The following is a 25,231-nucleotide window of genomic DNA, read 5'->3' as shown; positions in this document are numbered from 1 at the left end:
CGTTACGCCATCTGGCGGCGCACCAGCTCGTGCAGCCGGCCTCCCCGGTCGGCCAGCAGCTCGGCCGGGGTACCGATCTGCGCCACCCGTCCCTCGTCCATCACGATCACCCGGTCGGCGTCCATCACCGTCGAGAGCCGGTGGGCGATCACCACCCGGGTCGCCCGCAGCGCCCGGGTGCTCTCGATGACCTGCCGCTGCGTCTCGTTGTCGAGCGCGCTGGTCGCCTCGTCCAGGAAGAGGATCCGCGGACGCCGGATCAGCGCCTGGGCGATCATCAGCCGCTGGCGCTGACCGCCGGACAGCGAGCCGCTGCCGGCCACCAGGGTGTGCAGCCCCATCGGCATCCGCCGGATGTCGTCCCCCAGCCCGGCCAGTTCCGCCGCCGCCATGACCTCCTCCGGCGTGTACGGCTCGTGACCGCGGACGATCTCCAGCACCGACCCGGTGAACGGCTGCGCGTGCTGCAGGACCACCCCGCACTGCCGGCGCACCGCCGCACGGTCCAGCGCGGCCAGGTCCTGCCCGTCGTACAGGACACTGCCGGAGGCGGGGCGCTCGAAGCCGATCAGCAGCCGCAGCAGCGTCGACTTGCCGCAGCCGCTGGGCCCGACGATCGCCAGGAACTCGCCGGGACGGACCTCGAAGGAGACGTCGTCGAGCACCGGCGGCCCGTCGTCGGAGTAGCGGAACGACAGCCGGCGCGCCTCGATCGCCCCGGTGAGCCGCCCCGGCGGCGTGTTCGCCTGCCGCACCTCCGGCACCGCGTCCAGCACCGGCCGGAGTTCCTCGAACAGCGGCAGCGCGGCCACCACCGACACGGCGGCCCCGGTCAACTGGGTGACCGAACCGAGCAGCATGGTCACCGCCGTGTTGAACGCGAGGAAGTCGGCGGCCGGCATCGCACCCCGCGCCGGGCCCGCCAGCAGCATGAACATCAGCAGCGAGCAGAGCGGGAGCGCCACCGCGCCGAGCACCGCGTTGAGGTTCTTGATCCCGCCCAGCCGCCGGTGCATCTCCCGGCTGCGGGCGAACTCGCCCGCCCACGCGGCGTACGCGTAGTTCTCGGCCGCCGCGACCCGCAGCTTCGGCAGGCCGCGCAAGGTCTGGAACGCCTGGTTGTTGAGCTTGTGGGTGAGCCGGACCAGACGGCGCTGCCACCGCACCTGCCACAGCCCCAGCGCCAGGAACACCGCGCCGAGCACCAGCAGCAGCGCCACGGCGGCCGTCGCCATCGCCGGGTCGTACCAGAACAGCAGCGCCAGGTTGACGGTGCCGACCGTCAGCGACTGGACGGCCACCGGCCCCACGCCGGCCAGCAACTGCCGGATCCGGCTGATGCCCATCGCCGCCCCGGCCAGCTCCCCGGTGGAGCGGCCGGTGAAGAACCGCGCCGGCAGCCGCAGCAACCGGTCCCACACCGCGGGCTGCAGCGCGGCCTCGATCCGCCCCTCCAGCCGCAGCATCGTCAGGTTCTGCAGCAGCAGGAACACCGCCGACACCAGGGCGGCCACCAGCACGGCGGTGCAGGCCAGGGCTATCAGGTCGGTCCGGGCCTGCGGCACGTACGCGCCGAGCACCTTGCCGGTGACCACCGGCACGCACACGCCGACCACCACCGTCACCAGCCCGCCCAGCAGCAGCGACGCCACGTCGCCACGGGCCCCGGACAGCACGAACCGGGCCAGCCCCAGCGGAGTGGTCCGGCGCTCGGGCAGCGGGCGGAAGAACATCACGGCGCGCGCGTCGTAGTCGTCGGCGTTGTCCGCGCCGATCCGGGTCTCCCGCCCGGTGGTCGGATGCACCGCGACGTAACCCCGGCGCCGCCACAGCAGCGCCACCGGAGCCCCCGACAGCGCGCGGAACCCCAGCAGCGGGCCGACGTCCTCCTTCCACCAGCGGCCGGCGCACAGTCGCACGGTCCGGGTCCGCACCCGGGAGACGGCCGCGATCCGCTCCACCGGGTCCAGCCGCTCGGCGCCCGCGGCGCCGCGCGCCGGATCGGTCAGCGTGACGCCCGCGGCGCGGGCCACCAGCCGGCAGGCGGCCCAGGTGGCGTCCTCGTCCACGTCGGTGATGCGGCGGCGCGAGCGGCCGCCCATCGACGCCAACAGGGTGCGGTCCGCACGGTCGCGGGCCTCCAGCCCGGCCCGGACGCCCGCCGCGGCGCGGCTCTCGTGCGACCGCTCCTGCTGCTCGATCCACCGGTCCAGGGTGGACAGCAGCCGGTACTGACGGTCCACCATGCCCTGCCACAGCGCCGGGTCCATCAGCAGGTCGGCCGCGGCCTCCTCGCCGTACACCGAGCCGTGGGCGACGGAGCCGGGCGGCACGTGCAGGGAAAAGACGTCCTCGTCCGCCTTCCTCGCCAGGTGCTCGGCGGCCTGCTGGAAGCCCGGCTCGGTGGAGAAACCCTCGGTGAACTCGGCCGTGAACACCGCCGCCATCGGCGCCTGGAACAGCACCGACAGACCGCGCCCCACGCCGAGCGCCAGCGCGTGCTCCAGCGGACTCGACCCGGAGGCGGTGTACCCCGGGCTCAGGTGGAGCGGGGCGCCGTACTCGTCGTAGGTCCAGGTCTGCTCGGCCACCGGCTGGTACAGCTCCCGCAGCTGGATCCGGCGCACCGCGCAGTCCCGCAGCGGCCGGGCGACCAGCGTGTGCCGGGGACCGGCGACCGGCCCGAGCAGCAGGGAGCCCGCCTCCAGCCGGCCCAGGTGGTGCCAGTGCCCCTGGCCCACCACGTCCGCCGCGAACAGGTCGAGCGCGCCCGCGGCGACCAGCCACAGCACCTGCGGTCCCTCCAGGTCGAGCTGCGGGCCGGAGCAGTCCACGGGTGTGCCCAGCGTGTCGAGCGCCTGGAGCCCCGTGTCCCCGGGGGCCCGGCCGCCCGGGTGCGCGTCCTCGTAACCGGAGGTCATCTACCGCTCCCTGACCAGTCGTGCGTAACTGCCGCCCGCGGCCAGCAGCTGCTGGTGGGTGCCGCGTTCGACGATCACGCCGTGCTGGAGCACCACGATCTCGTCGCTGTCGCGGACCGTGCTCAGCCGATGGGCGATCACCACGCAGGCGCAGCCGCGGCGGCGCAGGTTGTCCATCACCACCAGCTCCGTCTCGGCGTCCAGCGCGCTGGTCACCTCGTCGAGGACCAGGACGCTGGGACGGCGGGCCAGGGCACGGGCGATCTCCAGCCGCTGCCGCTGCCCGCCGGAGAAGTTGCGGCCGTCCTGCTCGACGGGGCTGTGGATGCCGCCGGGGCGGCGCATCACCACGTCGTACAGGGCGGCGTCCTTGAGCGCGTCGACCACCGCCTCGTCCGGGACCGACGGGTCCCACAGCGCGACGTTGTCGCGGACCGTGCCCTCGAAGAGGAACACGTCCTGGTCGACGAAGGAGACCGAGGCGGCCAGCGCCCCGCGCGGGATGTCCTCCAGCCGCTGCCCGTCGATCCGGATCACGCCCTCCCAGGGCGCGTACAGGCCGGCCAGCAGCCGGGCCACCGTCGACTTGCCGCTGCCGGAGCCGCCGACCAGCGCCACCTGGCGGCCCGGACCGACCGTCAGGTCGAATCCGCTCAGCAGCGGTTCGTCCAGCGGGCTGTAGCCGAAGGCGACGTCCTCCAGCTCGATGTGGCCGCGCAGACGACGGGTGGAGTCATCGCCGCCGCGCACGTGCAGCGGATCGGGCGCGAAGTTCTCCACGTCCTTCAGCCGGGCCACGTCGGCCGCGAAGTCCTGGATCCGCCCGGCCACGCCGTTCAGCCGGGTCAGCGGCGCGGTGAACCGGGTGACCAGCGCCTGGAAGGCGACCAGCAGACCCACCGTGATGTGGCCCTCCACCGCGCGCAACCCGCCGATCCACAGGATCAGCGCGCTGTTCAGGGTCGCCAGCGTCGGCGCCACCACGCCCAGCCAGGCGGTGGGCACACCCAGCCGCTGCTGCTCCTCCAGGGTGACGGCGTGCTGCCCGGCCCACTTGCGGAAGTAGCCGTCCTCGCCGCCGGTCGCCTTCATCGTCTCGATCAGCTGGAGCCCGGTGTAGGCGGTGTTGGTGAGCCGGGCGGTGTCGGCGCGCAGCTTGGCGGTACGGGTGGCCCGCAGCCGCACCACCACCCGCATCGCCACCACGTTCAGCAGCGCCACCCCGATGCCCACCGCGGTCAGCTGCGGGTCGTAGGTGTGCAGGAGGACCGCGTACAGCACCACCACCACGGCGTCGACACCCGCCGAGGCGAGGTCCCGGGAGAGGGTCTCGGCCACCGAGTCGTTGGACTCCAGCCGCTGCACCAGGTCGGCGGGGCCGCGCTGGGAGAAGAAGGTGACCGGCAGCCGCAGCAGATGGCGCAGGAACCGGGCGCTGGAGAGCGTGGAGGAGATGATCCGCCCGCGCAGCAGATTGCCCTGTTGCAGCCAGGTCAGCACGGCGGTGAGCAGTACGCAGGCGCCCATCGAGGTGAACAGCACGTCCAGCAGGGAGGTGCTGCCGCCGATCAGGAAGGTGTCGATCCAGGTGCGGCTGAGCGCCGGCACGGCGGCGCCGACCAGCACCAGCAGCAGGCTCGCCAGCACGGCGGCGGGCAGGGCGCCGGCCGTGCCGCGCAGCCGGGAGGGGAGCGCGCCCAGGGCGCCCGGGCGACGTCCGCCGCGCCGGAAGTCCGGGCCCGGCTCCATCACCAGCACCACGCCGGTGAAGCTGGTGTCGAAGTCCTCCATGGGCACGAAGCGGCGGCCCTTCGCCGGGTCGTTGACGTGGACGCCGCGCCGGCCGAAGCGCCGTCCCATGCCGTCCAGGACGACGTAGTGGTTGAACTCCCAGAACAGCACGGCCGGCGCCGCCACCTCGGCGAGGGCGGCGGTGTCCATCTGCATGCCCTTGGCCGTCATCCCGTAGGCGCGGGCCGCCTTGAGCAGATTCCCCGCCCGGGAGCCGTCGCGGGAGACGCCGCAGGCCACGCGCAGTTCCTCCAGGGGAACGTGGCGGCCGTGGTGGCCCAGCACCATGGCGAGCGCGGCCGCGCCGCACTCCACGGCCTCCATCTGCAGCACGGTGGGGGTGCGGACCGCGCGCCGGCGCGGGCGGCGCGCCGGGGCCTTCCTCGCCGGGGCGGCCCGGCGTCTGCCCCGGACGGGCGGCGGCGGGCCCTTCTTCACGTTCGTGGTGCGGGTGGTCACGGCAGGAGCCAATCGACGGGGTGCTGGTCGGCGACGCGGACGGAGGCGGTGGCCTGGGTCATGGAGTCCAGGCGGAAGGGCGGCCCGTCCCCGGTGGACCACCGGTAGCCGCTCCTCGTCGACGAGGAGCGCACCGGGGTGACGGTGACCGCCACGGGCGAGCCGTCCTCGGTGAGCCGGGCGGCCAGCTGCGCGTCGCCCAGGAAGGAGGCGATGCGCCGGGCCGACTGGGCGCGCCGCTCGACGGACGTCACCTTGCCGCGCAGCACCCCGTAGCGGGAGGCGGGCGCGGTCTGCACGGTGAGGTCGACCGGATCGCCGACGCGGACCTCGGAGGCCTTGCCGGCCGGGACGTACACGGTCGCGTACAAGGGGGAGTGCTCGTCGGTGACCTTCTCCACCGCCGCCACGTCGGCGCCGGTCTGCAGGACGGCCCCGACGTTCACGGCGAGCGCGCCCACCCGGCCGGCCTCGACCGCCCGCACCAGGGTCCTGCCCTCGGCGGCGCGTACCTCGAGGACCGGCGCCCCGGCGTCGAGCCGGTCGCCCTCCTCCGCGAGCACGCGGGTCACCTGTCCGGTGACGGGGCTCTGCAGGACGTAACTGCCCTGCCCGTGGGTGAGCACGGCCGGCGCGCCCACCGTGGTGACGACCGAGCCGGTCACCGCCCACACGGAGGCGGCGGCCATCACGACCAGCGTCACCGAGAGCACCAGCCAGCCCTGCGGCCGGGCGAGCCGGGCGGGCAGCTCGAGGTCCTCCGGCGACCGCAACTTGTCGAGAGCCTGCTGGCGGAACTGCACGGAACTTCTTTCGGCTGAACGGAACCGGTCCCCGTGCGGGAACCGGGCACGGAACGCCGGGAGTCCCGGAGCCGTGGGGGTGGCTCCGGGACTCGACGGCGCGAAATGCGATCAGAGGCCGTTGACCAGGCCGGTGACCGGAGCGGTGTTCAGGCCGGTGACACCCTCGACGGTGGAGACCGCGGTGTTGAGGATGCCCGAGACCGGCACGATGCCGTCGACGACGCCGGTGACGGCACCGAGGGTCTCGCCGATCAGGCCGCCGGAGACGTTGTCCAGCTCGGCGTCGGAGATCTCGGCGGTCTCGACCTGGGGGACGAAGTTCATGAGAACTTCCCTTCGTAAGGACCTACATAGGGGGAAAACGCGCCGCCGCCCGCCGGGCCCGTGAGGGCCGGCGAACCTTGCGGCGCGGTGGGATCAAAGCACGGGCGACTTGCCGGCTTCCAATCAACAACCGCTGTGAGCTGGGCGTTTGCCTCTCGGTCGGGGGGAAGAGTGAACGCGGCGTCACCACATGGGGATCACTTCCACACATGGGTCACGGGAGGACCGCAGGGCCTTCTCCCGCCCCCGCGCCGGAAGCGGGCATTCGGGACCGCCGCGGTGCGCGGCCGCCCCGCAAGGCCCCGGGCGGTGCCCGGATCGGGCAGCCGGTGTGCAGATTTCCCGCACGGACGTTTCGCAGCGGTGGCCGTTCACCGTGCGTGCGCACGTCGTCGCTCACCGACGCCGGCGGGCTGCGGCCGGCGACCGCCGCGCACGGGGCCCGGCCGCACCGGGCCGCCGCACCCCCAGGGGAGGGCGCCCGGCCCGCTGACCTGCGCGACAGCTCCACCGGCTGCGCCCCGGACACGCCCTCGTGACGTACCGTTGGGTGGCCGGGCCCGGTTCACGTCACCGACGAAAGGTCACTCCATGGCGCAGGAAGTACGCGGCGTAGTCGCTCCAGGCAGGAACGAGCCGGTGCGGGTCGAGACGATCGTCGTTCCGGACCCCGGACCGGGCGAGGCCGTCGTCAAGGTGCAGGCCTGCGGGGTCTGCCACACCGACCTGCACTACAAGCAGGGCGGTATCGGCGACGACTACCCCTTCCTGCTCGGTCACGAGGCGGCCGGCGTTGTGGAGTCCGTCGGAGAGGGCGTGAGCGAGGTGGCCCCCGGCGACTTCGTGGTCCTCAACTGGCGCGCCGTGTGCGGCCACTGCCGCGCCTGTCTGCGCGGCCGTCCCTGGTACTGCTTCGACACCCACAACGCGACGCAGCGGATGACGCTCACCGACGGTACGGAGCTCACCCCGGCGCTGGGCATCGGCGCCTTCGCCGAGAAGACCCTGGTGGCCGCCGGCCAGTGCACCAAGGTCGACCCCGCCGTCTCTCCCGCCGTCGCGGGTCTGCTCGGCTGCGGCGTGATGGCGGGCATCGGCGCGGCAGTCAACACCGGCGACGTCGGCCGCGGCGACAGCGTCGCGGTGATCGGCTGCGGCGGCGTCGGCGACGCGGCGATCGTCGGGGCGAACCTGGCGGGAGCGGCGCGGATCATCGCCGTGGACCTCGACGACCGGAAGCTGGAGACCGCCCGCACCATGGGCGCCACCCACACCGTCAACAGCAAGGAGACCGACCCCGTCGAGGCGATCCGCGAGCTCACCGGCGGCTTCGGCGCCGACGTGGTGATCGAGGCGGTCGGCCGGCCGGAGACCTATCGGCAGGCCTTCTACGCCCGCGACCTGGCCGGCACCGTGGTCCTGGTGGGCGTGCCCACCCCGGAGATGAAGCTGGAACTCCCGCTGCTCGACGTGTTCGGCCGCGGCGGCTCCCTCAAGTCCTCCTGGTACGGCGACTGCCTGCCCTCGCGCGACTTCCCGATGCTGATCGACCTGCATCTCCAGGGCCGTCTGCCGCTGGAGAAGTTCGTCACCGAGACGATCGAACTGACCGACGTGGAAGCCGCGTTCGAGCGCATGCACCACGGCGACGTCCTGCGCTCGGTGGTGGTCCTCCCGTGACCACCAGGATCGAACGACTGATCACCTCCGGGCAGTTCAGCCTGGACGGCGGCACCTGGGACGTGGACAACAACGTCTGGATCATCGGCGATGACCACGAGGCCCTGGTGATCGACGCGGCGCACGACGCGGAGGCGATCCTGGAGGCCGTGGGCGACCGCCGGCTGACCGGCATCGTCTGCACCCACGCCCACAACGACCACATCGACGCCGCCCCCGAACTCGCCGAACGCACCGGAGCCGTGATCTGGCTGCACCCCGACGACCTGCACCTGTGGAAGCAGACCCACCCGGAGCGGATGCCCGACGCCTGGCTGGAGGACGGCCTGCGGATCGAGGTGGCCGGGACCGACCTCGAGGTGATCCACACCCCCGGCCACGCACCGGGCGCGGTCAGCCTGCGGTCGGTCGCCCTGGGCGTCGTCTTCACCGGCGACACCCTCTTCCAGGGCGGGCCGGGAGCGACCGGCAGGTCCTGGTCGAGCTTCCCGGACATCGTCGAATCCATTCGCGAGAGGTTGCTCACGCTCCCGCCGGAGACCAAGGTCCTCACCGGCCACGGCGACAGCACGACCATCGGCGAAGAAGCTCCTCACCTGGACGAATGGATCGCCCGAGGGCACTGAGACGCACGGCGGCGAGTGGTTGCGCCGCTGGACCGGGCCGGTGAACCGGAGCGCCCTCGCGGCGTGCCGGTACCCCCCGGTGCACGGCGCGCCCGATTTGTGATGTCATCATTTCCTCGCCGGCCTGCTTGACCCGTGACCGCTCCCAGGGCGCGGACCGCTGTCGGCACGACCAGCACGACACGGACCAGAGGAAGGCCCTGGGTCATGGGGGACATCCGCAGGCGGGGCGCCGCCCTGCTCGCCGCGGTGCTCGCGGCGCCGCTCGCACTCGTCGTCGGCGCGGCACCGGCCGGCGCGGCGGACGGCGCGACCGTCGCCGCCGCCTGCACCGCCGGTACGGGCCCCTACCAGAGGCAGGCCGAGGGCTTCCTCGGCAGGCCGGTGGACGGGAAGCAGTCGCGCGCCGACTGCGAGGCGATCCGCGCCTTCCAGAGGAAACACCTGATCACGCCCAGCGCCGGCTACGCGGGTCCGCTCACCTGGCGGGTGATGGACCTCATGAACCGGCAGCGTGCGGCGGGCGTGAACCCGAACAAGGACGGGCGCTGCCCCGTCGACAAGGGCCGCATCGCGTGCGTGGACCTCACCCGTCAGCTGAGCTGGATCCAGGACGGGCGCAAGCTGGTGTACGGGCCGGTCCCGGTGCGCACCGGGCGCGACGGCTACGAGACCCGCACGGGCCTCAAGAAGGTCTACTGGCGCCACATCGACCACGTGTCGAGCATCTACAACGTGCCCATGCCCTACAGCCAGTTCTTCGACGGCGGCCAGGCGTTCCACTCGGTCGCGATGAGCGTCTGGGCCCCGCCGGGATCGCACGGATGCGTCAACATGACGCCCAAGGACGCCAAGAAGTACTGGGAGTTGCTCCGCAACGGCGACGAGGTGTCCGTGTGGGGGCGCAAGCCCGGCACGTGATCAGTGACACGTCCGTTATGCGCGTTTTCGCCGGATTGCTCACATCGTCCCCCGGCTTTCCGCCGTATGCTTCACAACATGTCCACCACTCCTGAAACCGTCCGCCTGCGTTCGGCGGCAGAGGTGAACGAGGAGATCCGGGACCTGTTGATGAAGTCCGGCGGGCGGCTCGACCACGAGCAGCGCCGCAGGTATCAGCGCCTGGTGGGGGAGTGGGCCGCTGCCACTCCGCGGCCCAAGTCCCGCCGCCGTCCGGCCCGGGCCTCCTGAGGACCTCCTCCGTATCCCGTGTCCCCGCCCGGCGGGGGCGCGGGTCCGACACGGCGCCCGGGATCGAGCTCCTCGGCCGTCAGTGCCAGGAACGGTGCGTGTCGTCCGTGAGCTGGAAGACCGGCTCGCCCCGCACCGGGTCCTTCGCGGTCACCAGCCGGACGCGGTCGCCCGTGTGCACCCCGGCCGGCGGACCGGTCACCCGGCCCCGCACCACGAAGCCCTCCGCCATCTCTATCAGCGAGACGTTGCGGGCCGACGGCGTGTTCCGGTGGACCACCGTCGAGCGCAGCACCGTCCCGGCGCCCGCGCTGCGCTCCGTCCGCAGCTCGCTTCCCGCGCAGACCGGGCACAGCAGCTTGTGGTACATCGCGGTGCCGCACCAGGTGCAGCTCTGGTAGCTGAGGGCCTCGGTCTCCTGGGCGACGTGGTCGAGCACACCCGTCGCGGAGAAGCCGGTGGCCGGGTGAGAGGCGAATCCTGACTGGAACACGACGGTCATCTCCCTGCGCTCGGACGGGGCGTCCCCGGCGCGCGGCGCCCCCGCGCGCGAAGCACAGCGTATGGCACGCAGTGCCACACGTAAAGGCACTGCGTACCGTCTATCGGTCCTCTGTGCCGGGGCCCAACGCGGACTCGATCTCGCGCACCACCTGCCACATCGGCGCCCGGCGGCGTGAGACCACCACGACCACGTCCTCGTCCTGGCGGTCCGGCCCGGCGCCGTCGCCGAACGCCTCACGCACGTAGTCCAGCGCCCGCTCCACCGCCGCCTGCGCGTCGCCCTCCCCCTCCGAACGCAGCCAGGACCGCAGGACGTTGTTGTGCGCCGCGACCACAGCGGCCGCTATCACGTCCGCCCGCAGCGCCCCGTCGGGCCGGTCCGCCAGCCGCTCCCGCAGGTGCCCCGCGAAGGTCCGCTCGTAGCGCCACACCACGGACAACTCGTAGGCGCGCAGGCCGGGAACGGTCTTGGTGAGCCGGTAACGCTGCACCGAGAAGGTCGGGTTGTCGGTGTAGAGGCGCAGCACCAGCCGTACCGCCTCGCAGACCCGCGCCACCGGGTCCTCGTCGCGGTCGCTGCCGGAGAGGAACTCCGTCACCTCGGCCAGCCGGCGCTCGTGGTCGGGGAAGACCACCCCCTCCTTGGAGGGGAAGTACCGGAAGAACGAACGGCGGCCGACTCCGGCCAGCGTGACGATGTCCTCCACCGTCGTCTGCTCGTACCCCCGCTCCAGGAAGAGCCGGAAGGCGGCCTCGACCAGCGCGTCACGCATCGGCGGCTTCGACGGGAAACTCATGCCGCGAAACGTAGCACCGACCGGACACGGCGGCACTCCGTCCCCTCCTGGGGGGAACGGAGTGCACCGGCTAGGTTGACCTGCGTCGACGCCCTCGAGCCGCCCTGCGTTCGACCCCTTCGAGGAGAAGCCCATGCCGCCCGTCCGTCCCCGCCTCCTGCACGTCACCGATCTCGCCTACCCGGCCGCGGGACGCCGGTACTGCGACGAGGACATCGACCTGTCCGCCCGCCTCGGCGAGGACTTCGACGTCGCCCTCTGCCACCCCCGGCAGGCGGCCGCGCTGATGGACTCCTTCGACGCCGTGCTCGTCCGCAACAGCGGACCCGTCCTGGGCCACCTCGACGCCCACCGCGACTTCCGCGACCGGGCGCTCGCGTCCGGGACGCGCGTCTACAACGAGCTCACCGGCAAGGGCGACATGGCCGGCAAGCAGTACCTGCTCGACCTCACCGCCGAGGGCCACCCGGTCATCCCCACCGTCGACCGGCCGGAGGACCTCGACCGCCTGCCCGCGGCCGAGGCCTACGTCGTCAAGCCGAAGCTCGGCGCCGACTCGGTGGGACTGCGCTTCCTGCCGGCCGAGGAGCTGACCGGGATCGCGTACGGGGACGTCCTGGTGCAGCCCCGGATCGGCTTCGCCCACGAGGTCTCCTTCTACTTCGTCGACCACGACTTCCAGTACGCCCTGTACGCGCCGGACCCCGCCCGCCGCTGGGAACTCGTCCCCTACGAGCCCACCGCGGAGGACCTGGAGTTCGCCCGCCGCTTCGTCGCGTGGAACACCCTCACCCACGGCATCCAGCGCGTCGACGCCTGCCGGGCCCCGGACGGCGGGCTGCTGCTGGTCGAGCTCGAGGACCTCAACCCGTACCTGTCCCTCGACGTCCTCCCCGCCGAGCGCCGCGACGCCTTCGTCGACGCCCTGAGGCAGGCCCTGCACCGGCTGCTGGACCACGCCTGAGCGGTGTCCCGCCAGGTGGGGCGGGCGGGGCGGGGGAGCGGAGTGGCGCAGGAGTGCCCGCGCGCTTCCGGGGCAGCATGGCACGCATGCGATCCACCGACGCGTTCATGAAACGGCTCAACCCCGACATGTGCGTGGTCACCGCCGTCGCGGACGGGGAGCGGGCCGGCTGCCTCGTCGGGTTCTGGGCACAGTGCTCCATCGAGCCGCTGCGCCTCACCGTCTGGATCTCCAAGGCGAACCGCACCTGCCGGGTGGCCCGGCGCGCCGAACGGCTCGTCGTCCACCTGCTCACCCCCGAGCAGCACGACCTGGCGGCCCTGTTCGGCGGCGAGACCGGCGACCGCACCGACAAGTTCGCCGACGTCGACTGGCGCGAGGGACCGGGCGGCAGCGTCGTCCTCACCGGAGCGGCCGCCTGGACGGTCGGCGTCGTCGAGCAGCGGCTGGACACCGGCGACCACGTCGCGCACGTCCTGGCGCCCGAGCGGAGCGGGGAGCGTCCCGGGGTACAGGGGCGCCTGCTGAGACTGGAGGACGCCCTGGACATCGAGCCCGGGCACCCTGCCTGAAGCACCCTCGGACACCCTGCCCGAGCGGCGGCCGTCCCCGGGCGCCCCGCCCGAACGGCCCACGGGCGCCCGGCCCGACGGACCGACCGCGCACCCCACGGGCCACGCGGGCGAGGTCAGCGCTCCAGGTCCTTCTCGGGCATGACCCGGATGTCCAGCACGCAGACGTCGTCGCGGCGCTCGCCCTCGAGCATCTCGGCGAGCAGCGGACCCAGCGAGGCCGAACCCGGTTGCTCGTCGTGGCCGGTCGCCGCGGCGGCCAGCCGCTGCAGACCCGCGTCGATGCCCTCCGAGGGCCGCTCGATCAGGCCGTCCGTGTACAGCAGGATCCGGTCGCCCAGCTCCAGAACCGTCTCCGCCTCCTGGTACGGCGGGTTCTCCACCGCCCCCAGCAGCATGCCGACCGGACGCTTCAGGAAACGGGCCTCGCCGTCGCGCAGCAGCAAGGGCGGCGGATGGCCCGCCTGCGCCCACACCAGCTTGCGTTCGGCCGGGTTGTAGCGGGCCAGCACCATGGTGGCCGTCGCGCGTGGCTCGCCGGTGTGCAGCAGCAGGGCGTTCAGCCGGGCCAGCGCGCCGGTCAGCGAGGAGCCGGTGATCACCATGCCCTTGGCGGTGAACCGCAGCTGCGCCATGGTGGCGACCGCGTCGATGCCGTGCCCGGCCACGTCGCCCACCACGCACAGGGCGTCCCCGTCGGGCAGCTCGATCGCGCTGAACCAGTCACCGCCCACCTGTATGCCGGACTGCGCGGGCAGGTAGGCCACGTCCACCCGCAGCCCGCCGGGCCGCACCGGCTCGTGCGGCAACGGCAGGAGCGCCTGCTGCAGCCGGCTTGCCAGACTGCGCTCGGCGCGCAGCATGCCGTGCTGGGTGAGCATCATCCGCTCGCTCTCCACCAGCGCCAGCTCGGCGCTGCGCTGCGCGGTGAGGTCCTGGACGAACCCGTGGGCCTCCACCGGCGTGCCGTGGGTGTCCGTCACCGCCTCGGCCACCGCCCGCAGATGGCGCACGCCGTGCGCGGTGCGGATCCGGAAGGGCACGTCGAAGGCGCGGCCGTCGGAGGCGAGGGAACGCACCGCTCGGGTGAGGGCGGGCCGGTCCTCCGCCATCACCTGGTCGGGCAGGTCGTGGTACGGGACGGGGCCCTCGGCGGACGGACGGTCGAAGATGCGGAAGACCTGCGGGGACCAGTTGACCTCCTCGGTCAGCAGGTTCCAGTTGGTCCAGCCGAGATTGCCCAGGCGCTGCACGTCGGAGAGGCGCTGCTCCTGACGCTCGGCGATCTCGTAACGGGACCAGGTGAGCATCAGGCCGTCGCCCAGCCGCCGGGCCCGCACCGAGAAGGTGGGGAGCTCCCCGGCGTCGCTGTTCCCCGAGGGGTAGGCCATCGGCTCGCCCTCGTAGGGCTCGTCGGTGGCCAGGGTGTGCAGCAGGCCCTGCCAGATGTGCTCGTCGGCCAGGGCGGGGAACGACTCGAGCAACCGCACCCCCACCAGGTCCTGGCCGGTGCGGCCGGTCAGGCCCACCACGGCGGGGCTGGCGGCCTCGATGCGGTAGTCCTCTACCTGCCCGGAGCCCGACCGCAGCGGGACCAGGGCGAGCGCCGCCTCGGGAAGAGCGGCGAGCACCGCGTGCACGGTCGGAAGCGAGACGCCCTCGAAGGGCTGGGGCCGGGTGTCGAAGGATCCCAGCGTGCCCGAGCAGAGCCGGGCGACCGACCGCAGCAACTCGCGCGTCCGCACGGGCAGCGGCTCGCCGCCGTACCGCAGCACGCCGAGGACGGCGGCGGGTCTGGTGCCCGTCCCGACCGGCAGCCAGGCGCCCGAGCCCCACGGCCCGACGGGACCGGCGGAGCCCCGGGACCGCTCGGGCGACCGGGCGGACCTCGACGCCTTGGGCGCCCCGGCCGCCCCGCCCGCCATGGAGGACGCCGACCTGGACGACTTCGACGCCTTGGACGACCCGGACGCCGCCGACGGTCCGGCATCGGCGCTTTCCAGCCAATACGGGGCACCGCTCTCGAACACCTCGGCCGCGGGGGACCCGGAGCCCGGCGGAGAGCTGCGCCAGAGCGCCGCGAGGTCCTCGTCGAGGCCCGCGTGGCCGGTGAGTTCCAGGCCGCCGTCGGGCAGGGTGGAGAAGACGACCACGGCGTCCGGGCCCACGCTGTGGGCCAGGTGCTCACGCAGGCCCGCGGCCAGCTCCGCGGGTCCGCCGACGTCCACCAGGGCCCGGCCCACCCGGCGCAGCACGGCGGCGTTGACGTCCTCGGCCGGCGCGGGGGCGGAGCCCCAGGCGGCGGGGGAGGAGCCGCGTTCCGAGGGGGAGGCGGGCGCGGGCACGGAGGCGGTCCGGCGTGAGACCGGGTCGCCCCCGAGCGCCGGGCGTCCCGTCGAGGCTCCGCTCAAGGTGAGCCAGCATTCGTCCAGCAGCGTGCGTCCGGCGCCACGGGCCCGGCGGAGCAGTTCCGCGTGGGCCGCGTCGGCCGTGCTGCCGGTCAGCGCCATGATCACGCCCTTGGCCCGCTCCAGCACAGCCTCGGGCGCCACCACGTCGGGGATGGCACCGGTCTCGGCGGAGGGGGCGGGGTCGGTCGTCACCCAATGAGCATGGCACACCCGGTGGGTCGGGATCACGCGGATGCCCACGTCAGCGCATCCGCAAGGGACCTTCGGCCCTGTTGTCCCGGGTCACGCCCGGGCAGGGTGGAATCGCCGCGTCCGCCTCCTCTGCACGCCTCTGGCCGAAAAGCCACCACAGGTCCCCTTTCACCCGGCCCGGCGAAACCGACAGGCACGTATTCGCGCCTGGTGGGAAGGTGGTCGGCATGAGCGACCTCGGCCTTCCCTCGCAGATCCGGGCCTGCCTGTTCGACCTCGACGGTGTCGTCACCCGAACCGCCGTGGTGCACGCGGCGGCCTGGAAGGAGACGTTCGACACCTTCCTGAGGGAACGGGACGGAGCCGGATACCGGCCCTTCGACGCGGCGCACGACTACGACGAGTACGTGGACGGCCTCCCTCGCGCCGACGGCGTGCGCTCCTTCCTCGCCTCGCGCGGCATCACGCTCCCCGAGGGCTCCCCGGACGACCCGCCGGAGGCGTCGACCGTGCAGGGCCTCGGCAACCGGAAGAACGACCTGGTGCTCCGCAAGATCCACGAGGGCGGCGTCGAGGCGTACGAGACCACGCTCGACTACCTCAGGAGGGCCCGGGCCCAGGGACTCTCCACGGCCATCGTCTCGTCCAGCAAGAACTGCCTGGACGTGCTCCGCGCCGTGGACGCCGTCAACCTGTTCGACGTTCGGATCGACGGTGTGGTCGCCGACGAGCGCGGACTGCCGGGCAAGCCGAAGCCGGACACCTTCCTCGCCGCCGCCCGCGACCTGGGCGTGGAGCCCTCCGAGGCCGCCGTCTTCGAGGACGCGCTGGCCGGCATGGACGCGGGCCGCACCGGCCGCTTCGGGCATGTGGTCGGCGTGGACCGGGTCGGCCAGGCCGACGCGCTGCGCGCCCACGGCGCGGACGTCGTCGTGCCGGACCTCGGTGAACTCGGCGTGCTCGGCGGCCCGGACGCTTCCGCGGCCCCCGACAGTTCCGCGGCACCCGGCGGGTCGGCCGGAGCCGCCGGAGGTGGCCGGTGATCAGCCAGCGGTCGTACGCCGTCGAGCCCTGGACGGTGCGGGAGACCGAGCTCAGCCTGGACGTGCTGGCCCAGAGCGAGTCGGTCTTCGCGCTCTCCAACGGCCACGTCGGCTGGCGCGGCAACTTCGACGAGGGCGAGCCGCACGGCCTGCCCGGCAGCTACCTCAACGGCGTCTTCGAACTCCACCCGCTGCCCTACGCGGAGGCCGGGTACGGGTACCCCGAGTCCGGCCAGACGGTGATCAACATCACCAACGGCAAGGTGCTGCGGCTGCTCGTCGACGACGAGCCGTTCGACCTGCGCCACGGCCGGCTGGTGGCGCACGAGCGCACCCTGGACATGCGACGCGGAGTCCTGGAACGGACCGTCGACTGGGTCTCCCCGGCCGGCTCCCGGGTCCGCGTCCGCTCCACCCGGCTGGTCTCCCTCACCCAGCGGGCCATCGCCGCCGTCTCCTACGAGGTCGAGCCGGTCGACGCCCGGGTCCGCGTGGTCCTGCAGTCCGAACTGGTCGCCAACGAACAGCTCCCCGACGGCAAGGGCAGCGACCCCCGGGCCGCCAAGGCCCTTCAGTCCCCGCTGCAGCCGGAGCACGACTTCGCCTCCGGCAACAGGCTCCGCCTGGTGCACCGCACCTGGCACAGCGGCATCCGGGTGGCCGTCGCCGCCGACCACGTCATCAGCGGACACCAGCCGATCGTCACCGACAGCGAGAGCGAGGCCGATCTCGCCCGGCTCACCGTCACCTCGGTGCTGGAGCCCGGCCAGCGGCTGGCGGTGCACAAGATGGTCGCCCACGGCTGGTCGCGCACCCGCTCCCTGCCCGCGATGAGCGACCAGGTCGACGCCGCCCTGGCAGCCGCCCGGCACAGCGGCTGGGACGGCCTGCTCAAGGAGCAGGAGGAGTTCCTCTCCGACTTCTGGGGGCGCGCCGACGTCGAGGTCGACGGCGACGAGGAGATCCAGCAGGCCGTCCGCTTCGCCCTGTTCCACGTCCTTCAGGCCGGCGTCCGCGCGGAGGAGCGCGCCATCCCCGCCAAGGGCCTCACCGGCTCCGGCTACGACGGGCACGCCTTCTGGGACACCGAGACCTTCGTGCTCACCCCCCTCACCTACACCTCGCCCAAGGCGGTGGCCGAGGCGCTGCGCTGGCGGCACAACACCCTGGAGGTCGCCAAGGAGCGGGCCGCCACCCTGGGGCTGCGCGGAGCCGCGTTCCCCTGGCGGACCATCGACGGCTCCGAATGCTCCGGCTACTGGCCCGCCGGCACCGCAGCCTTCCACGTGAACGCCGACATCGCCTCGGCCGTGGTCCGCTACGTCGCCGCCACCGGCGACACCCGCTTCGAGCGCGAGGTCGGCCTGGAGCTGCTGGTGGAGACGGCCCGGCTGTGGCGCTCGCTCGGCCACCACGACCACCACGGCAACTTCCACATCGACGGCGTCACCGGCCCCGACGAGTACAGCGCCGTCGTCGACGACAACGCCTTCACCAACCTCATGGCCCGGGCCAACCTGCTCGCCGCGGCCGACGCCGTGGAACGCCACGCCGACCAGGCCGCCCAGCTCGGGGTCGACGACGAGGAGAGCGCCGGCTGGCGCGACGCCGCGGCCTCGATGCACATCCCCTACAACGACGAACTGCGCGTCCACGAGCAGTCGGCCGGCTTCACCGGCCACCAGCGGTGGAACTTCGACAAGACCGGCCCCGACCAGTACCCGCTGCTGCTCCACTTCCCCTACTTCGACCTGTACCGCAAGCAGGTCATCAAGCAGGCCGACCTGGTCCTGGCGATGTACACCTGCGACGACATGTTCGACGAGGAGCAGATCGCCCGGAACTTCGCCTACTACGAGCCGCTCACCGTCCGCGACTCGTCCCTGTCCGCCTGCTGCCAGGCCGTCATCGCCGCCCGCGCGGGCCACCTGCGGCTCGCCTACGACTACACGGCCGAGGCGGCCCTGATGGACCTCGACGACCTGGAGCACAACGCCCGCGACGGCCTGCACATCGCCTCCCTGGCCGGGGCCTGGCTGGCCCTGGTCGCCGGGTTCGGCGGACTGCGGCAGCGCGGCGACCGGCTGGAGTTCTCGCCCCGGCTGCCGGAGAAGTTCAGCCGCCTCGCCTTCACCCTTCAGGTCCTCGGCCGCTGCCTGCGGGTCGAGATCACCCAGGACACGGCCGCCTACAAGCTGGTCAGCGGCAAGCCACTGACCATCAGCCACCACGGCCAGCCGGTGCGGGTCACCGCCAACGGCGGCGGCCCCGTCGTCCGCCCCGTCCCCAACCCCGTCCACCGGCCCACGCCCGAGCAGCCCCCGCACCGACCCCCGAACGGCGGACGCTGACACCCGACGAGGGCACGGCCGTCCGGACGCCACCCGCCTGCCCCGAACGGATGAACGCGCGGTACTCCCTGGCGTGGACCCACCCCGCGGTGGGACCCGCCACGGAGCATGACGGACGACTCGCCGCGACGACCGAGGCGGCGCAGGGCACCGGGCGGCCGAACCGTCCACGCGGCGGCGGGGGCACCGGACCCGCCGCCGCGCGGCGTCTCCGGGAGGGGCCCGAGGGTACGGAGACCGGCCGTCGAGCGGTCGGGAGAGGGGTGCGAGATGACAGGCCCGTTCGGCAGGACGCTGTACGCCGTCGCCCGGCAGGTGGCGCGGGTGCGGGCCGCGCCCGCGCTGCACCCGGCCGGTGTGACGACCACCGGGACACTCGAGATCCCCGGCGACCCGTCGGGCCGCTGGGGAGTGGACTGGCTGGACCGGCCCGCCGTCCACCCCGTCACCGCACGGTGGTCTCGGGCGGCCGGTCTGCCCGGCGGCCTGCCCGACGGCGTCGGTCTGGCCCTGCGGGTGGACGACGCCGACGGCGCGGGCGCCACGCTCGACCTGCTGTTCACCTCCTGCGGCCCCGGCCGGCTCGGCCGCCGCCTGCCGCTCCCACGCAGGGACGCGCTGAGCGGCCCGTACTCCACCCTCACCGCCTACCGGGTGGGCGACCGGCACCGCCTGCTCACCGCGCACCCCGTGACGCCCGCCGCCGGACGGGTCCGGGCCCCCGTCACCCTGGCCGGGCTGCGGAAGGCACTCGGTCAGGACGCCGTCGGGTTCCGGCTCTGCGCCGAGACCGCCGGCGAGCCACGGCGGATGTTCGCCTCCCTCACCCTCAAACCGGCCGGCCCCGAACCGGCCGCGCACACCCTCTCCTTCGAGCCGTACGCCCACTGCCTGCCCGGACTGCGCCCCTCCCGCACGCTGCGCGCGGCTCGGGTCGCCGCGTACGCCGGTTCCCGCGACGGGCGGCGCGTCCGTGACTGAGGCCGAGGAGCACAGGCCGCCGACGACGGGGACGGAGACGGCGACAGGGACGGAGCGGGGGACGGAGCCGGTCGCCGCCGTGTCCGGGAGGAGACGCCGCAGGGGCGCCGCGGTCATCGCCTGGGCCTCGACCACGGACCACAAGACGATCGGGCACCTCTACCTGGCCACGTCGTTCGGCTTCTTCCTGCTGGCCGGCGTGCTGGCCATGGTCATGCGCGCCGAACTGGCCCGCCCCGGGATCCAGTTCATCTCCAACGAGCAGTACAACCAGGCGTTCACCATGCACGGGGCGGTGATGCTGCTGCTCTTCGCGACGCCCACCTTCGCGGGGTTCGCCAACGCGATCATGCCGCTGCAGATCGGTTCGCCCGACGTGGCCTTCCCGCGGCTGAACATGTTCTCCTACTGGCTGTTCCTGTTCGGCGGGCTGATCGCGATCAGCGGTTTCCTCACCCCCGAGGGCGCGCCCGACTTCGGATGGACCGCCTACACGCCGCTCAGTTCGGCCGAGCGCAGCCCCTCACTGGGAGCCGACCTGTGGATCATGGGGCTGGCGCTCTCCGGGTTCGGCACCATCCTCGGCGCGGTCAACTTCATCACCACGATCATCTGCATGCGCGCCCCCGGCATGACCATGTTCCGGATGCCGCTGTTCACCTGGAACGTCCTGCTCACCTCGGTGCTGGTCCTGCTCGCCTTCCCGGTGCTCGCGGCGTCGCTCTTCGTCCTGGAGGCCGACCGGCAGTTCGGCGCCCGGGTCTTCGCCCCGGAGAACGGCGGGGCGGTGCTGTGGCAGCACCTGTTCTGGTTCTTCGGCCACCCCGAGGTCTACATCCTCGCGCTGCCGTTCTTCGGCGTGGTGACCGAGATCATCCCGGTCTTCAGCCGCAAGCCGATCTTCGGCTACATGGGACTGGTCGGCGCCACCATCACCATCACGGCCCTCTCCGCGACGGTGTGGGCCCACCACATGTTCGCCACCGGCGCCGTGCTGCTGCCCTTCTTCTCCTTCATGACCTTCCTGATCGCCGTGCCCACCGGGGTCAAGTTCTTCAACTGGATCGGCACCATGTGGAAGGGCTCGCTCTCCTTCGAGACGCCGATGCTGTGGGCCGTCGGCTTCCTGGTCACCTTCCTCTTCGGAGGCCTCACCGGCGTGGTGCTCGGCTCACCCGTCCTGGACTGGCACGTGACGGACAGCTACTTCGTGGTGGCGCACTTCCACTACGTGCTCTTCGGAACCATCGTCTTCGCCATGTTCGGCGGCTTCCACTTCTGGTGGCCGAAGATGACCGGCAGGATGCTCGACGAACGGCTGGGGAAGATCCACTTCTGGACGCTCTTCGTCGGCTTCCACACCACCTTCCTGGTGCAGCACTGGCTGGGCGCCGAAGGCATGCCGCGCCGCTACGCCGACTACCTCGCGGCCGACGGGTTCACGGCGCTCAACACGGTCTCCAGCGTGGGCTCGTTCCTGCTGGGCGCGTCCACCCTGGTGTTCCTCTACAACGTCTGGAAGACCCGGAAGTACGCCCCGAAGATCGATGTCGACGACCCCTGGGGCTACGGGCGCTCACTGGAGTGGGCCACCTCCTGCCCGCCTCCGCGTCACAACTTCACCGCCCTGCCCAGGGTCCGGTCCGACTCGCCGGCCTTCGACATCCACCATCCGGAGCACGCCGCCGTCGAGGACCGGGAGAACGAGGGAAGGCGGGACGTCGTGGACTACAGCGGCGACGACCGCGAAGGGGTCCGATGACTCCTCCGCGGCCGTCGCCGGGTCCGGGTGACCCTCGCGCGGATCACTCGTCGGGATACAGAGGCCGGATGCGGTCCCAGTAACGGCGCAGGTCCCGGCCCACCTCCTCCATCGTCTGCGCCTGCGGCCCGGCGTCGGGCACGGCCCGGCCTTCGGGCGCCGCCGTGCCGACGGGGGCCGTCGGGGCGGCCGGGGCGGTCGGGGCGCCGACGGGCGTGGCCGGGTGGGCGGCCGGCGGAGAGGCCGCCGGGGGGCGGTCCTCGGAATCGGTCCGGGCGTCGGCGCGGAGCTCGCTCCGGCCGTCGCCTCGGTCGTCCGTCCGTCCGTCGCCCCGGTCGTCGGTCCTTGCGTCGGCCTGCGGCTCGGTCCGTCCGTCGGTCCGGGGAGTGGTCCTGTCGTCGGTCCGAGGGCCGGCCTCGGGACGCTCCGGTGTCGTGGACCGCATGGTGGAGCGGCCGGTCGTACGGCCCACGGGGCCGTCGGGAGCGCTGCGACGCCACGGTGCGCGGGCGGCGCTCGCCTCGTACCTGGCGGCCCGCCGCGCCGCGGACCTGCGCGCCCCCAGCGCCGCGCCGACGGCCGCCGCCAGCAGGGCGGATGTCGTGGGCCGGACCGTCATGGTCGGCTCCTTCCGGACGAGGGGTGTCAGTGCCACAGGCCCTTGGGTCCGTGACGGTGGTGGCCGTGGCCCATGGCGTGCTCCAGCCGGTGGCCCATGCCCTGGTCCGGGGTCACCGTGTGGGCCAGGGAGTGCCTGAGACCGCTCGTGGCGGAGTGTCCGCCGCCCCGGGCCCCGGCATGCATGAGCGTGCCTCCCTTCCGCACGCCCTGCTGGGCGATCTTCGCGCCCACCAACGGCGCGCCGCCGGCCATGGCGGCGCCCTTCTTCAGGGCCATGCCGCGCATCGTCGATCCGCCGGGCACGTTGCCGTGGCCGCCGGGGAGGTGCATCCGGCCGGTCGGTGTCGAACGGGTCGGTGTCGAACGGCCCTTCAGCATTTCCTTGCCGCTCTTCAGCGCGCCCATGGAGGCCATGGACCGCATGCCGAGCGAGCCCGCCGCGTGTCCGCCGGAGGATCCCGTGCCCGTCCTGCCCGCGGTGAACTTGGACAACGTGGAGCCGGCCATGCGGTGACCGCCCGTGGCGTGCCGGCCCATACGGTGACCGCCCATGGTGCGGCGACCCATGGTGTGTCGGCCCATGTGGCGTCCGCCTATGGCGGAGTGGCCGCCCATCGGGGAGCGGCTCCCCTTGCGCAGCATCACTCCGGCCGCGCAGGCGGCCAGCGCCGCCGCGCCACCCGCGGCGATCAACGGCTTCCGGCTGCCGAAGCCCTCCTCCTTCTGATCCACGCGGTAGGCGCCCGTGTCCGTCGTTCCGGACGTTCCCGGGGCCGGAGGCATCACGGGCCGGTACGCGGTCGTCTCCTCCTCGGCGGAGGCGGATCCGATCCGCTGCTTCGCCTGGAGGGCACGTGTCTTCAGGTCGGCCCGCCGGGCCTCGGCCTGCTGCTTCGTCTCCCGCAGCTTGGTCCGGGCACGGGCCTTCACGTCGGCGCGGGAGGCCAGTTCCTCGACCGTGTGGCCCAGCTCCTCCCGCTTCACCTCGACGTCCCGGCGGAGTTCGTCCTCGCAGTGCGGGCCGTGAGGCCCCGCGTGGGTGTGGTGATGGGTGTGCGTATTGCTCATCGCCGAGTCCTCTCCTTGATCTCGGCCACGTCGGTGCGCATGCTCGCCATCGTCCGGCGTGGTGCCGCCGGGGTCGCCTTGCGGATCATCGTCCTGCCCACCAGCGCCATCACGGCGGTGATCAGCAGCAGTGCGCCCGCGATGATCAGTGCCGACGCCCAGAGCGGCAGCTCCATGGCGATCGCGGCGATGGCGGCCGTCACCAGCGTCGCCAGTGCCAGGAACCCGAATATCCCTGCCGCCGCGAGCATGCCTCCGCCGGTGCCGAACCGCTTGCCCTTCTGGGTCATCTCGGTCTGCGCCAGCCGCATCTCGGCCCGCACCAGGTCGGTGAGCTGTCGTGAGGCCTGCTGCACCAGCTGCCCCACCGACGCATGCGCGTCGGCTGTGCCGGTCGGCGAGCCGTGGGTATCGGTGCGGTGCCCGTTGGAGCGATGGCGGTGGAAGTCGAGTGTGGTCATGGTCGCTTCTCCTCCCGACGGTTCCGGGCGGTCCCGTGGTCGACGCCCCGAGTACCCGCGTCACCGCCGGGTCGCACACATGTCCGTACGTAATTGTCCGCATACATCCTGTTTGTGCAGCACAACGGACGATCCCCCGAAAGGGGCGCGGGCCGGTGCCCGTCGCGACGGGCGGCGCGTGCCAAGATGCGCGGGAAGACAATGCCCGCGAAAGGGGATGAAATGGCCGGGCTGCGCAGAGCGGGAACGGCGATGCGGATCGCCCTGGCGATGGTGGCCCTCATGGCGACGCCGTCCTGGGCGGGGCAACCCCTGGCGGATCCTCCCCCTCACCGTCATGAGCAGCCGCTCTGGACCCCGCACCACCTGGTTCCCTGGCTCTTCGACGGCCGGCAAGGCCGCCCGCACCGGCCGGGCGACGGCATCGCTCCCTGGCGGCCCCGCCCGCAGTCACCGGGAAGGGCGTCGGCGCGCTCACGCGTCCTGTCCGCCGTCAACCAGCAGCGCGCCCGGGCCGGATGCCGACCCGTCGGAGGGCGCAGGGCCCTCCATCGGGCGGCCACCGGGCACAGCGCCTACCTGTCCCGTCTCGGGCGGCTGAGTCACCGGGGCCGGGGAGGCAGCACCCCCTGGCAGCGAGTCCGGGCCACCGGGTACCGCCCGGGGCCGGTGGGTGAGAACGTCGTCGCCGGCCCGGCCGGGCCGCGCCGGGCGGTGAGGTCGTGGATGCGCAGTGCCCCGCACCGGGCCGTCATCCTCAACTGCCGGTACACGCACGCCGGCGTCGGAGTGGTCCGGGGGCGCGGCGGACCCTGGTGGACCCTGGTGATGGCCTCAGGACGCCGAGGGTGAGGCGGCGGCCAGGAGTGGACGCCTCACCGGACGCATGAGCAGCGGGGCCGCTCCTGGCGCGGACCCGCGTGATCGTTCACTCCTGCCCCTGGTCCGCGTCGCCGACGCCCGCGACGGACGGCGTCGCGAGGGTGCCGGCCAGGCGCGCGGCGGCCTCGAGCACGGCGGCGACGGCCCCGTCGGCGAGTTCCTTCCGGTGGGTCAGCACCGTGACCGCGGCGGGCTCCTCGCCGACCGCCCGGCCCACCGGGGCGGCGACGCCGAAGACGCCGGGGATCAACTCCTCACCGGTGGCCGCGTACCCGCGGGAGCGGACCTCGGCGACCCGTTCCGGTTCACCCTCGGCCTCCGGCCGCGCGGCCAGCAGGGCCAGTCCGCCCGCCCCGCGCTCCAGCGGGTCCCGGCTGCCGACCCGGTACGAGAGGCGAGGGCCCGCCCCGGGCGGCTCCACCACGGCGACGGCCACCGCCTGGCCCGCCTCGGCCACCACCAGGCAGGCCGTGACGCCGAGGTGCGCCGCGAGATCGTGCAGCACCGGCCGCGCCGCGTCCAGCAGCGGAGGCCGGGCCAGTTCGGCCAAGGTGTAGAAGGCGACGCCCGGGCGGTGGCGGCCGGTCGCGTCCCTGTGGGCGAAACCCTGGCGCACCAGCGCGGCCAGCAGCCGATAGGCGATCGAGCGGTGCACCCCCAGCTCGGACGCCACCTCGCCCGCCGTCAGCCCTTCCGGCCGGCCGGCGATCAGGCGGAGCGCGGTGAGTCCGCGTTCGAGTGTCTGCGAGCCGTCGGTGGCCATGCCCTCTCCTCTCGTCCTGCCGCTTCGGCGGCCGCCTCGTCCGTTCGATGTCGCCAAGTCG

At 73.2% G+C, this 25,231-nt stretch carries 22 protein-coding genes; 11 read left to right on the top strand and 11 right to left on the bottom strand.

The annotated features are described in order from the left end of the window. Positions 1-2 precede the first annotated feature (2 nt). The 4 genes from ABT026_RS23025 to ABT026_RS23010 form a co-directional block, all read right to left on the bottom strand. Positions 3-2,921, bottom strand: a complete 2,919-nt coding sequence (locus ABT026_RS23025) for an NHLP bacteriocin export ABC transporter permease/ATPase subunit (RefSeq protein ID WP_351116912.1) — start codon at positions 2,919-2,921, stop codon at positions 3-5. Continuing rightward, entirely contained in the window at positions 2,922-5,171 is a 2,250-nt protein-coding gene (locus ABT026_RS23020) for an NHLP family bacteriocin export ABC transporter peptidase/permease/ATPase subunit (protein WP_351116910.1), read from the bottom strand. After that, positions 5,168-5,974 carry a biotin/lipoyl-containing protein gene (locus ABT026_RS23015; protein WP_351116909.1) on the bottom strand — a complete coding sequence of 269 codons (807 nt, stop codon included), beginning with the start codon at positions 5,972-5,974 and terminating at the stop codon, positions 5,168-5,170. Before ABT026_RS23015 ends, ABT026_RS23020 begins: the two co-directional genes overlap by 4 nt. 111 nt (positions 5,975-6,085) lie before the next feature. Next, the gene (locus tag ABT026_RS23010) at positions 6,086-6,301 is read right to left on the bottom strand and encodes a type A2 lantipeptide (RefSeq protein WP_351116907.1); all 216 of its coding nucleotides are present in this window, start codon (positions 6,299-6,301) and stop codon (positions 6,086-6,088) included. A gap of 591 nt (positions 6,302-6,892) precedes the next feature. Between ABT026_RS23010 and ABT026_RS23005 the strand changes: the two genes are divergently transcribed. The 4 genes from ABT026_RS23005 (at position 6,893) to ABT026_RS22990 (ending at position 9,798) form a co-directional block, all read left to right on the top strand. Further along, positions 6,893-7,981, top strand: a complete 1,089-nt coding sequence (locus tag ABT026_RS23005; protein ID WP_351116905.1) for an S-(hydroxymethyl)mycothiol dehydrogenase — start codon at positions 6,893-6,895, stop codon at positions 7,979-7,981. Continuing rightward, the gene (locus ABT026_RS23000) at positions 7,978-8,607 is read left to right on the top strand and encodes an MBL fold metallo-hydrolase (RefSeq protein ID WP_351116903.1); all 630 of its coding nucleotides are present in this window, start codon (positions 7,978-7,980) and stop codon (positions 8,605-8,607) included. The genes ABT026_RS23005 and ABT026_RS23000 overlap by 4 nt, the downstream gene beginning before the upstream one ends. A gap of 207 nt (positions 8,608-8,814) precedes the next feature. After that, complete coding sequence (locus tag ABT026_RS22995) at positions 8,815-9,528, top strand: L,D-transpeptidase family protein (RefSeq protein ID WP_351116901.1); 714 nt, start codon at positions 8,815-8,817, stop codon at positions 9,526-9,528. A 66-nt stretch (positions 9,529-9,594) separates the two neighbouring features. Continuing rightward, positions 9,595-9,798 carry a hypothetical protein gene (locus ABT026_RS22990; protein WP_108955618.1) on the top strand — a complete coding sequence of 68 codons (204 nt, stop codon included), beginning with the start codon at positions 9,595-9,597 and terminating at the stop codon, positions 9,796-9,798. 79 nt (positions 9,799-9,877) lie between these two features. On the opposite strand, the gene ABT026_RS22985 is transcribed toward ABT026_RS22990, so the two are convergent. Both ABT026_RS22985 and ABT026_RS22980 read right to left on the bottom strand, forming a co-directional pair. Beyond that, positions 9,878-10,300, bottom strand: a complete 423-nt coding sequence (locus tag ABT026_RS22985) for a Zn-ribbon domain-containing OB-fold protein (protein ID WP_351116900.1) — start codon at positions 10,298-10,300, stop codon at positions 9,878-9,880. Between the two features lie 100 nt (positions 10,301-10,400). Then, the gene (locus ABT026_RS22980; protein ID WP_351116898.1) at positions 10,401-11,099 is read right to left on the bottom strand and encodes a TetR/AcrR family transcriptional regulator; all 699 of its coding nucleotides are present in this window, start codon (positions 11,097-11,099) and stop codon (positions 10,401-10,403) included. 133 nt (positions 11,100-11,232) lie between these two features. Between ABT026_RS22980 and ABT026_RS22975 the strand changes: the two genes are divergently transcribed. Together ABT026_RS22975 and ABT026_RS22970 are read left to right on the top strand one after the other, a co-directional pair. After that, positions 11,233-12,063 carry an ATP-grasp domain-containing protein gene (locus ABT026_RS22975; protein ID WP_351116896.1) on the top strand — a complete coding sequence of 277 codons (831 nt, stop codon included), beginning with the start codon at positions 11,233-11,235 and terminating at the stop codon, positions 12,061-12,063. 86 nt (positions 12,064-12,149) lie between these two features. Further along, on the top strand, positions 12,150-12,635 hold the full coding sequence (locus tag ABT026_RS22970) for a flavin reductase family protein (RefSeq protein WP_351116894.1): 486 nt from the start codon (positions 12,150-12,152) through the stop codon (positions 12,633-12,635). Between the two features lie 116 nt (positions 12,636-12,751). On the opposite strand, the gene ABT026_RS22965 is transcribed toward ABT026_RS22970, so the two are convergent. Further along, a complete protein-coding gene (locus ABT026_RS22965) occupies positions 12,752-15,238 on the bottom strand; it encodes a SpoIIE family protein phosphatase (RefSeq protein WP_351116892.1) in 2,487 nt (828 codons plus the stop codon). A gap of 227 nt (positions 15,239-15,465) precedes the next feature. Between ABT026_RS22965 and ABT026_RS22960 the strand changes: the two genes are divergently transcribed. The 4 genes from ABT026_RS22960 to ctaD all read left to right on the top strand — a co-directional run bounded on the left by ABT026_RS22960 (position 15,466) and on the right by ctaD (position 21,375). Continuing rightward, entirely contained in the window at positions 15,466-16,281 is an 816-nt protein-coding gene (locus ABT026_RS22960; RefSeq protein WP_351116891.1) for a beta-phosphoglucomutase family hydrolase, read from the top strand. After that, on the top strand, positions 16,278-18,632 hold the full coding sequence (locus tag ABT026_RS22955) for a glycoside hydrolase family 65 protein (RefSeq protein WP_351116889.1): 2,355 nt from the start codon (positions 16,278-16,280) through the stop codon (positions 18,630-18,632). The genes ABT026_RS22960 and ABT026_RS22955 overlap by 4 nt, the downstream gene beginning before the upstream one ends. 270 nt (positions 18,633-18,902) lie before the next feature. Next, positions 18,903-19,613, top strand: coding sequence for a phosphodiesterase (locus ABT026_RS22950; RefSeq protein WP_351116887.1), 711 nt, complete (start codon positions 18,903-18,905; stop codon positions 19,611-19,613). A 79-nt stretch (positions 19,614-19,692) separates the two neighbouring features. Continuing rightward, a complete protein-coding gene (ctaD, locus tag ABT026_RS22945) occupies positions 19,693-21,375 on the top strand; it encodes an aa3-type cytochrome oxidase subunit I (protein WP_351116886.1) in 1,683 nt (560 codons plus the stop codon). A gap of 43 nt (positions 21,376-21,418) precedes the next feature. Here ctaD and ABT026_RS22940 read toward each other — a convergent pair whose 3' ends face one another. From ABT026_RS22940 to ABT026_RS22930, 3 genes are read right to left on the bottom strand one after another with little or no spacing between them, the layout of a single operon-like run. Further along, positions 21,419-21,994 (bottom strand): hypothetical protein, encoded by a 576-nt coding sequence (locus tag ABT026_RS22940; protein WP_351116884.1) that lies wholly within the window; start codon positions 21,992-21,994, stop codon positions 21,419-21,421. A gap of 26 nt (positions 21,995-22,020) precedes the next feature. After that, positions 22,021-23,064: a DUF3618 domain-containing protein gene (locus ABT026_RS22935; RefSeq protein ID WP_351116883.1), complete on the bottom strand. Its 1,044-nt coding sequence runs from the start codon at positions 23,062-23,064 to the stop codon at positions 22,021-22,023. Beyond that, positions 23,061-23,525 carry a phage holin family protein gene (locus ABT026_RS22930; RefSeq protein ID WP_351116881.1) on the bottom strand — a complete coding sequence of 155 codons (465 nt, stop codon included), beginning with the start codon at positions 23,523-23,525 and terminating at the stop codon, positions 23,061-23,063. Before ABT026_RS22930 ends, ABT026_RS22935 begins: the two co-directional genes overlap by 4 nt. A gap of 186 nt (positions 23,526-23,711) precedes the next feature. Here ABT026_RS22930 and ABT026_RS22925 point away from each other — a divergent pair, with 186 nt between their 5' ends. Beyond that, the gene (locus tag ABT026_RS22925; protein WP_351116879.1) at positions 23,712-24,377 is read left to right on the top strand and encodes a CAP domain-containing protein; all 666 of its coding nucleotides are present in this window, start codon (positions 23,712-23,714) and stop codon (positions 24,375-24,377) included. Positions 24,378-24,453: 76 nt separating this feature from the next. Here ABT026_RS22925 and ABT026_RS22920 read toward each other — a convergent pair whose 3' ends face one another. Continuing rightward, entirely contained in the window at positions 24,454-25,170 is a 717-nt protein-coding gene (locus ABT026_RS22920) for an IclR family transcriptional regulator (protein WP_351116877.1), read from the bottom strand. Positions 25,171-25,231: the final 61 nt, after the last annotated feature.

The organism is Streptomyces sp. NPDC002734 (assembly GCF_040295685.1).
In the GTDB taxonomy this organism is placed as follows: domain Bacteria; phylum Actinomycetota; class Actinomycetes; order Streptomycetales; family Streptomycetaceae; genus Streptomyces.
This window is presented reverse-complemented; position numbering and strand designations above follow the sequence as displayed.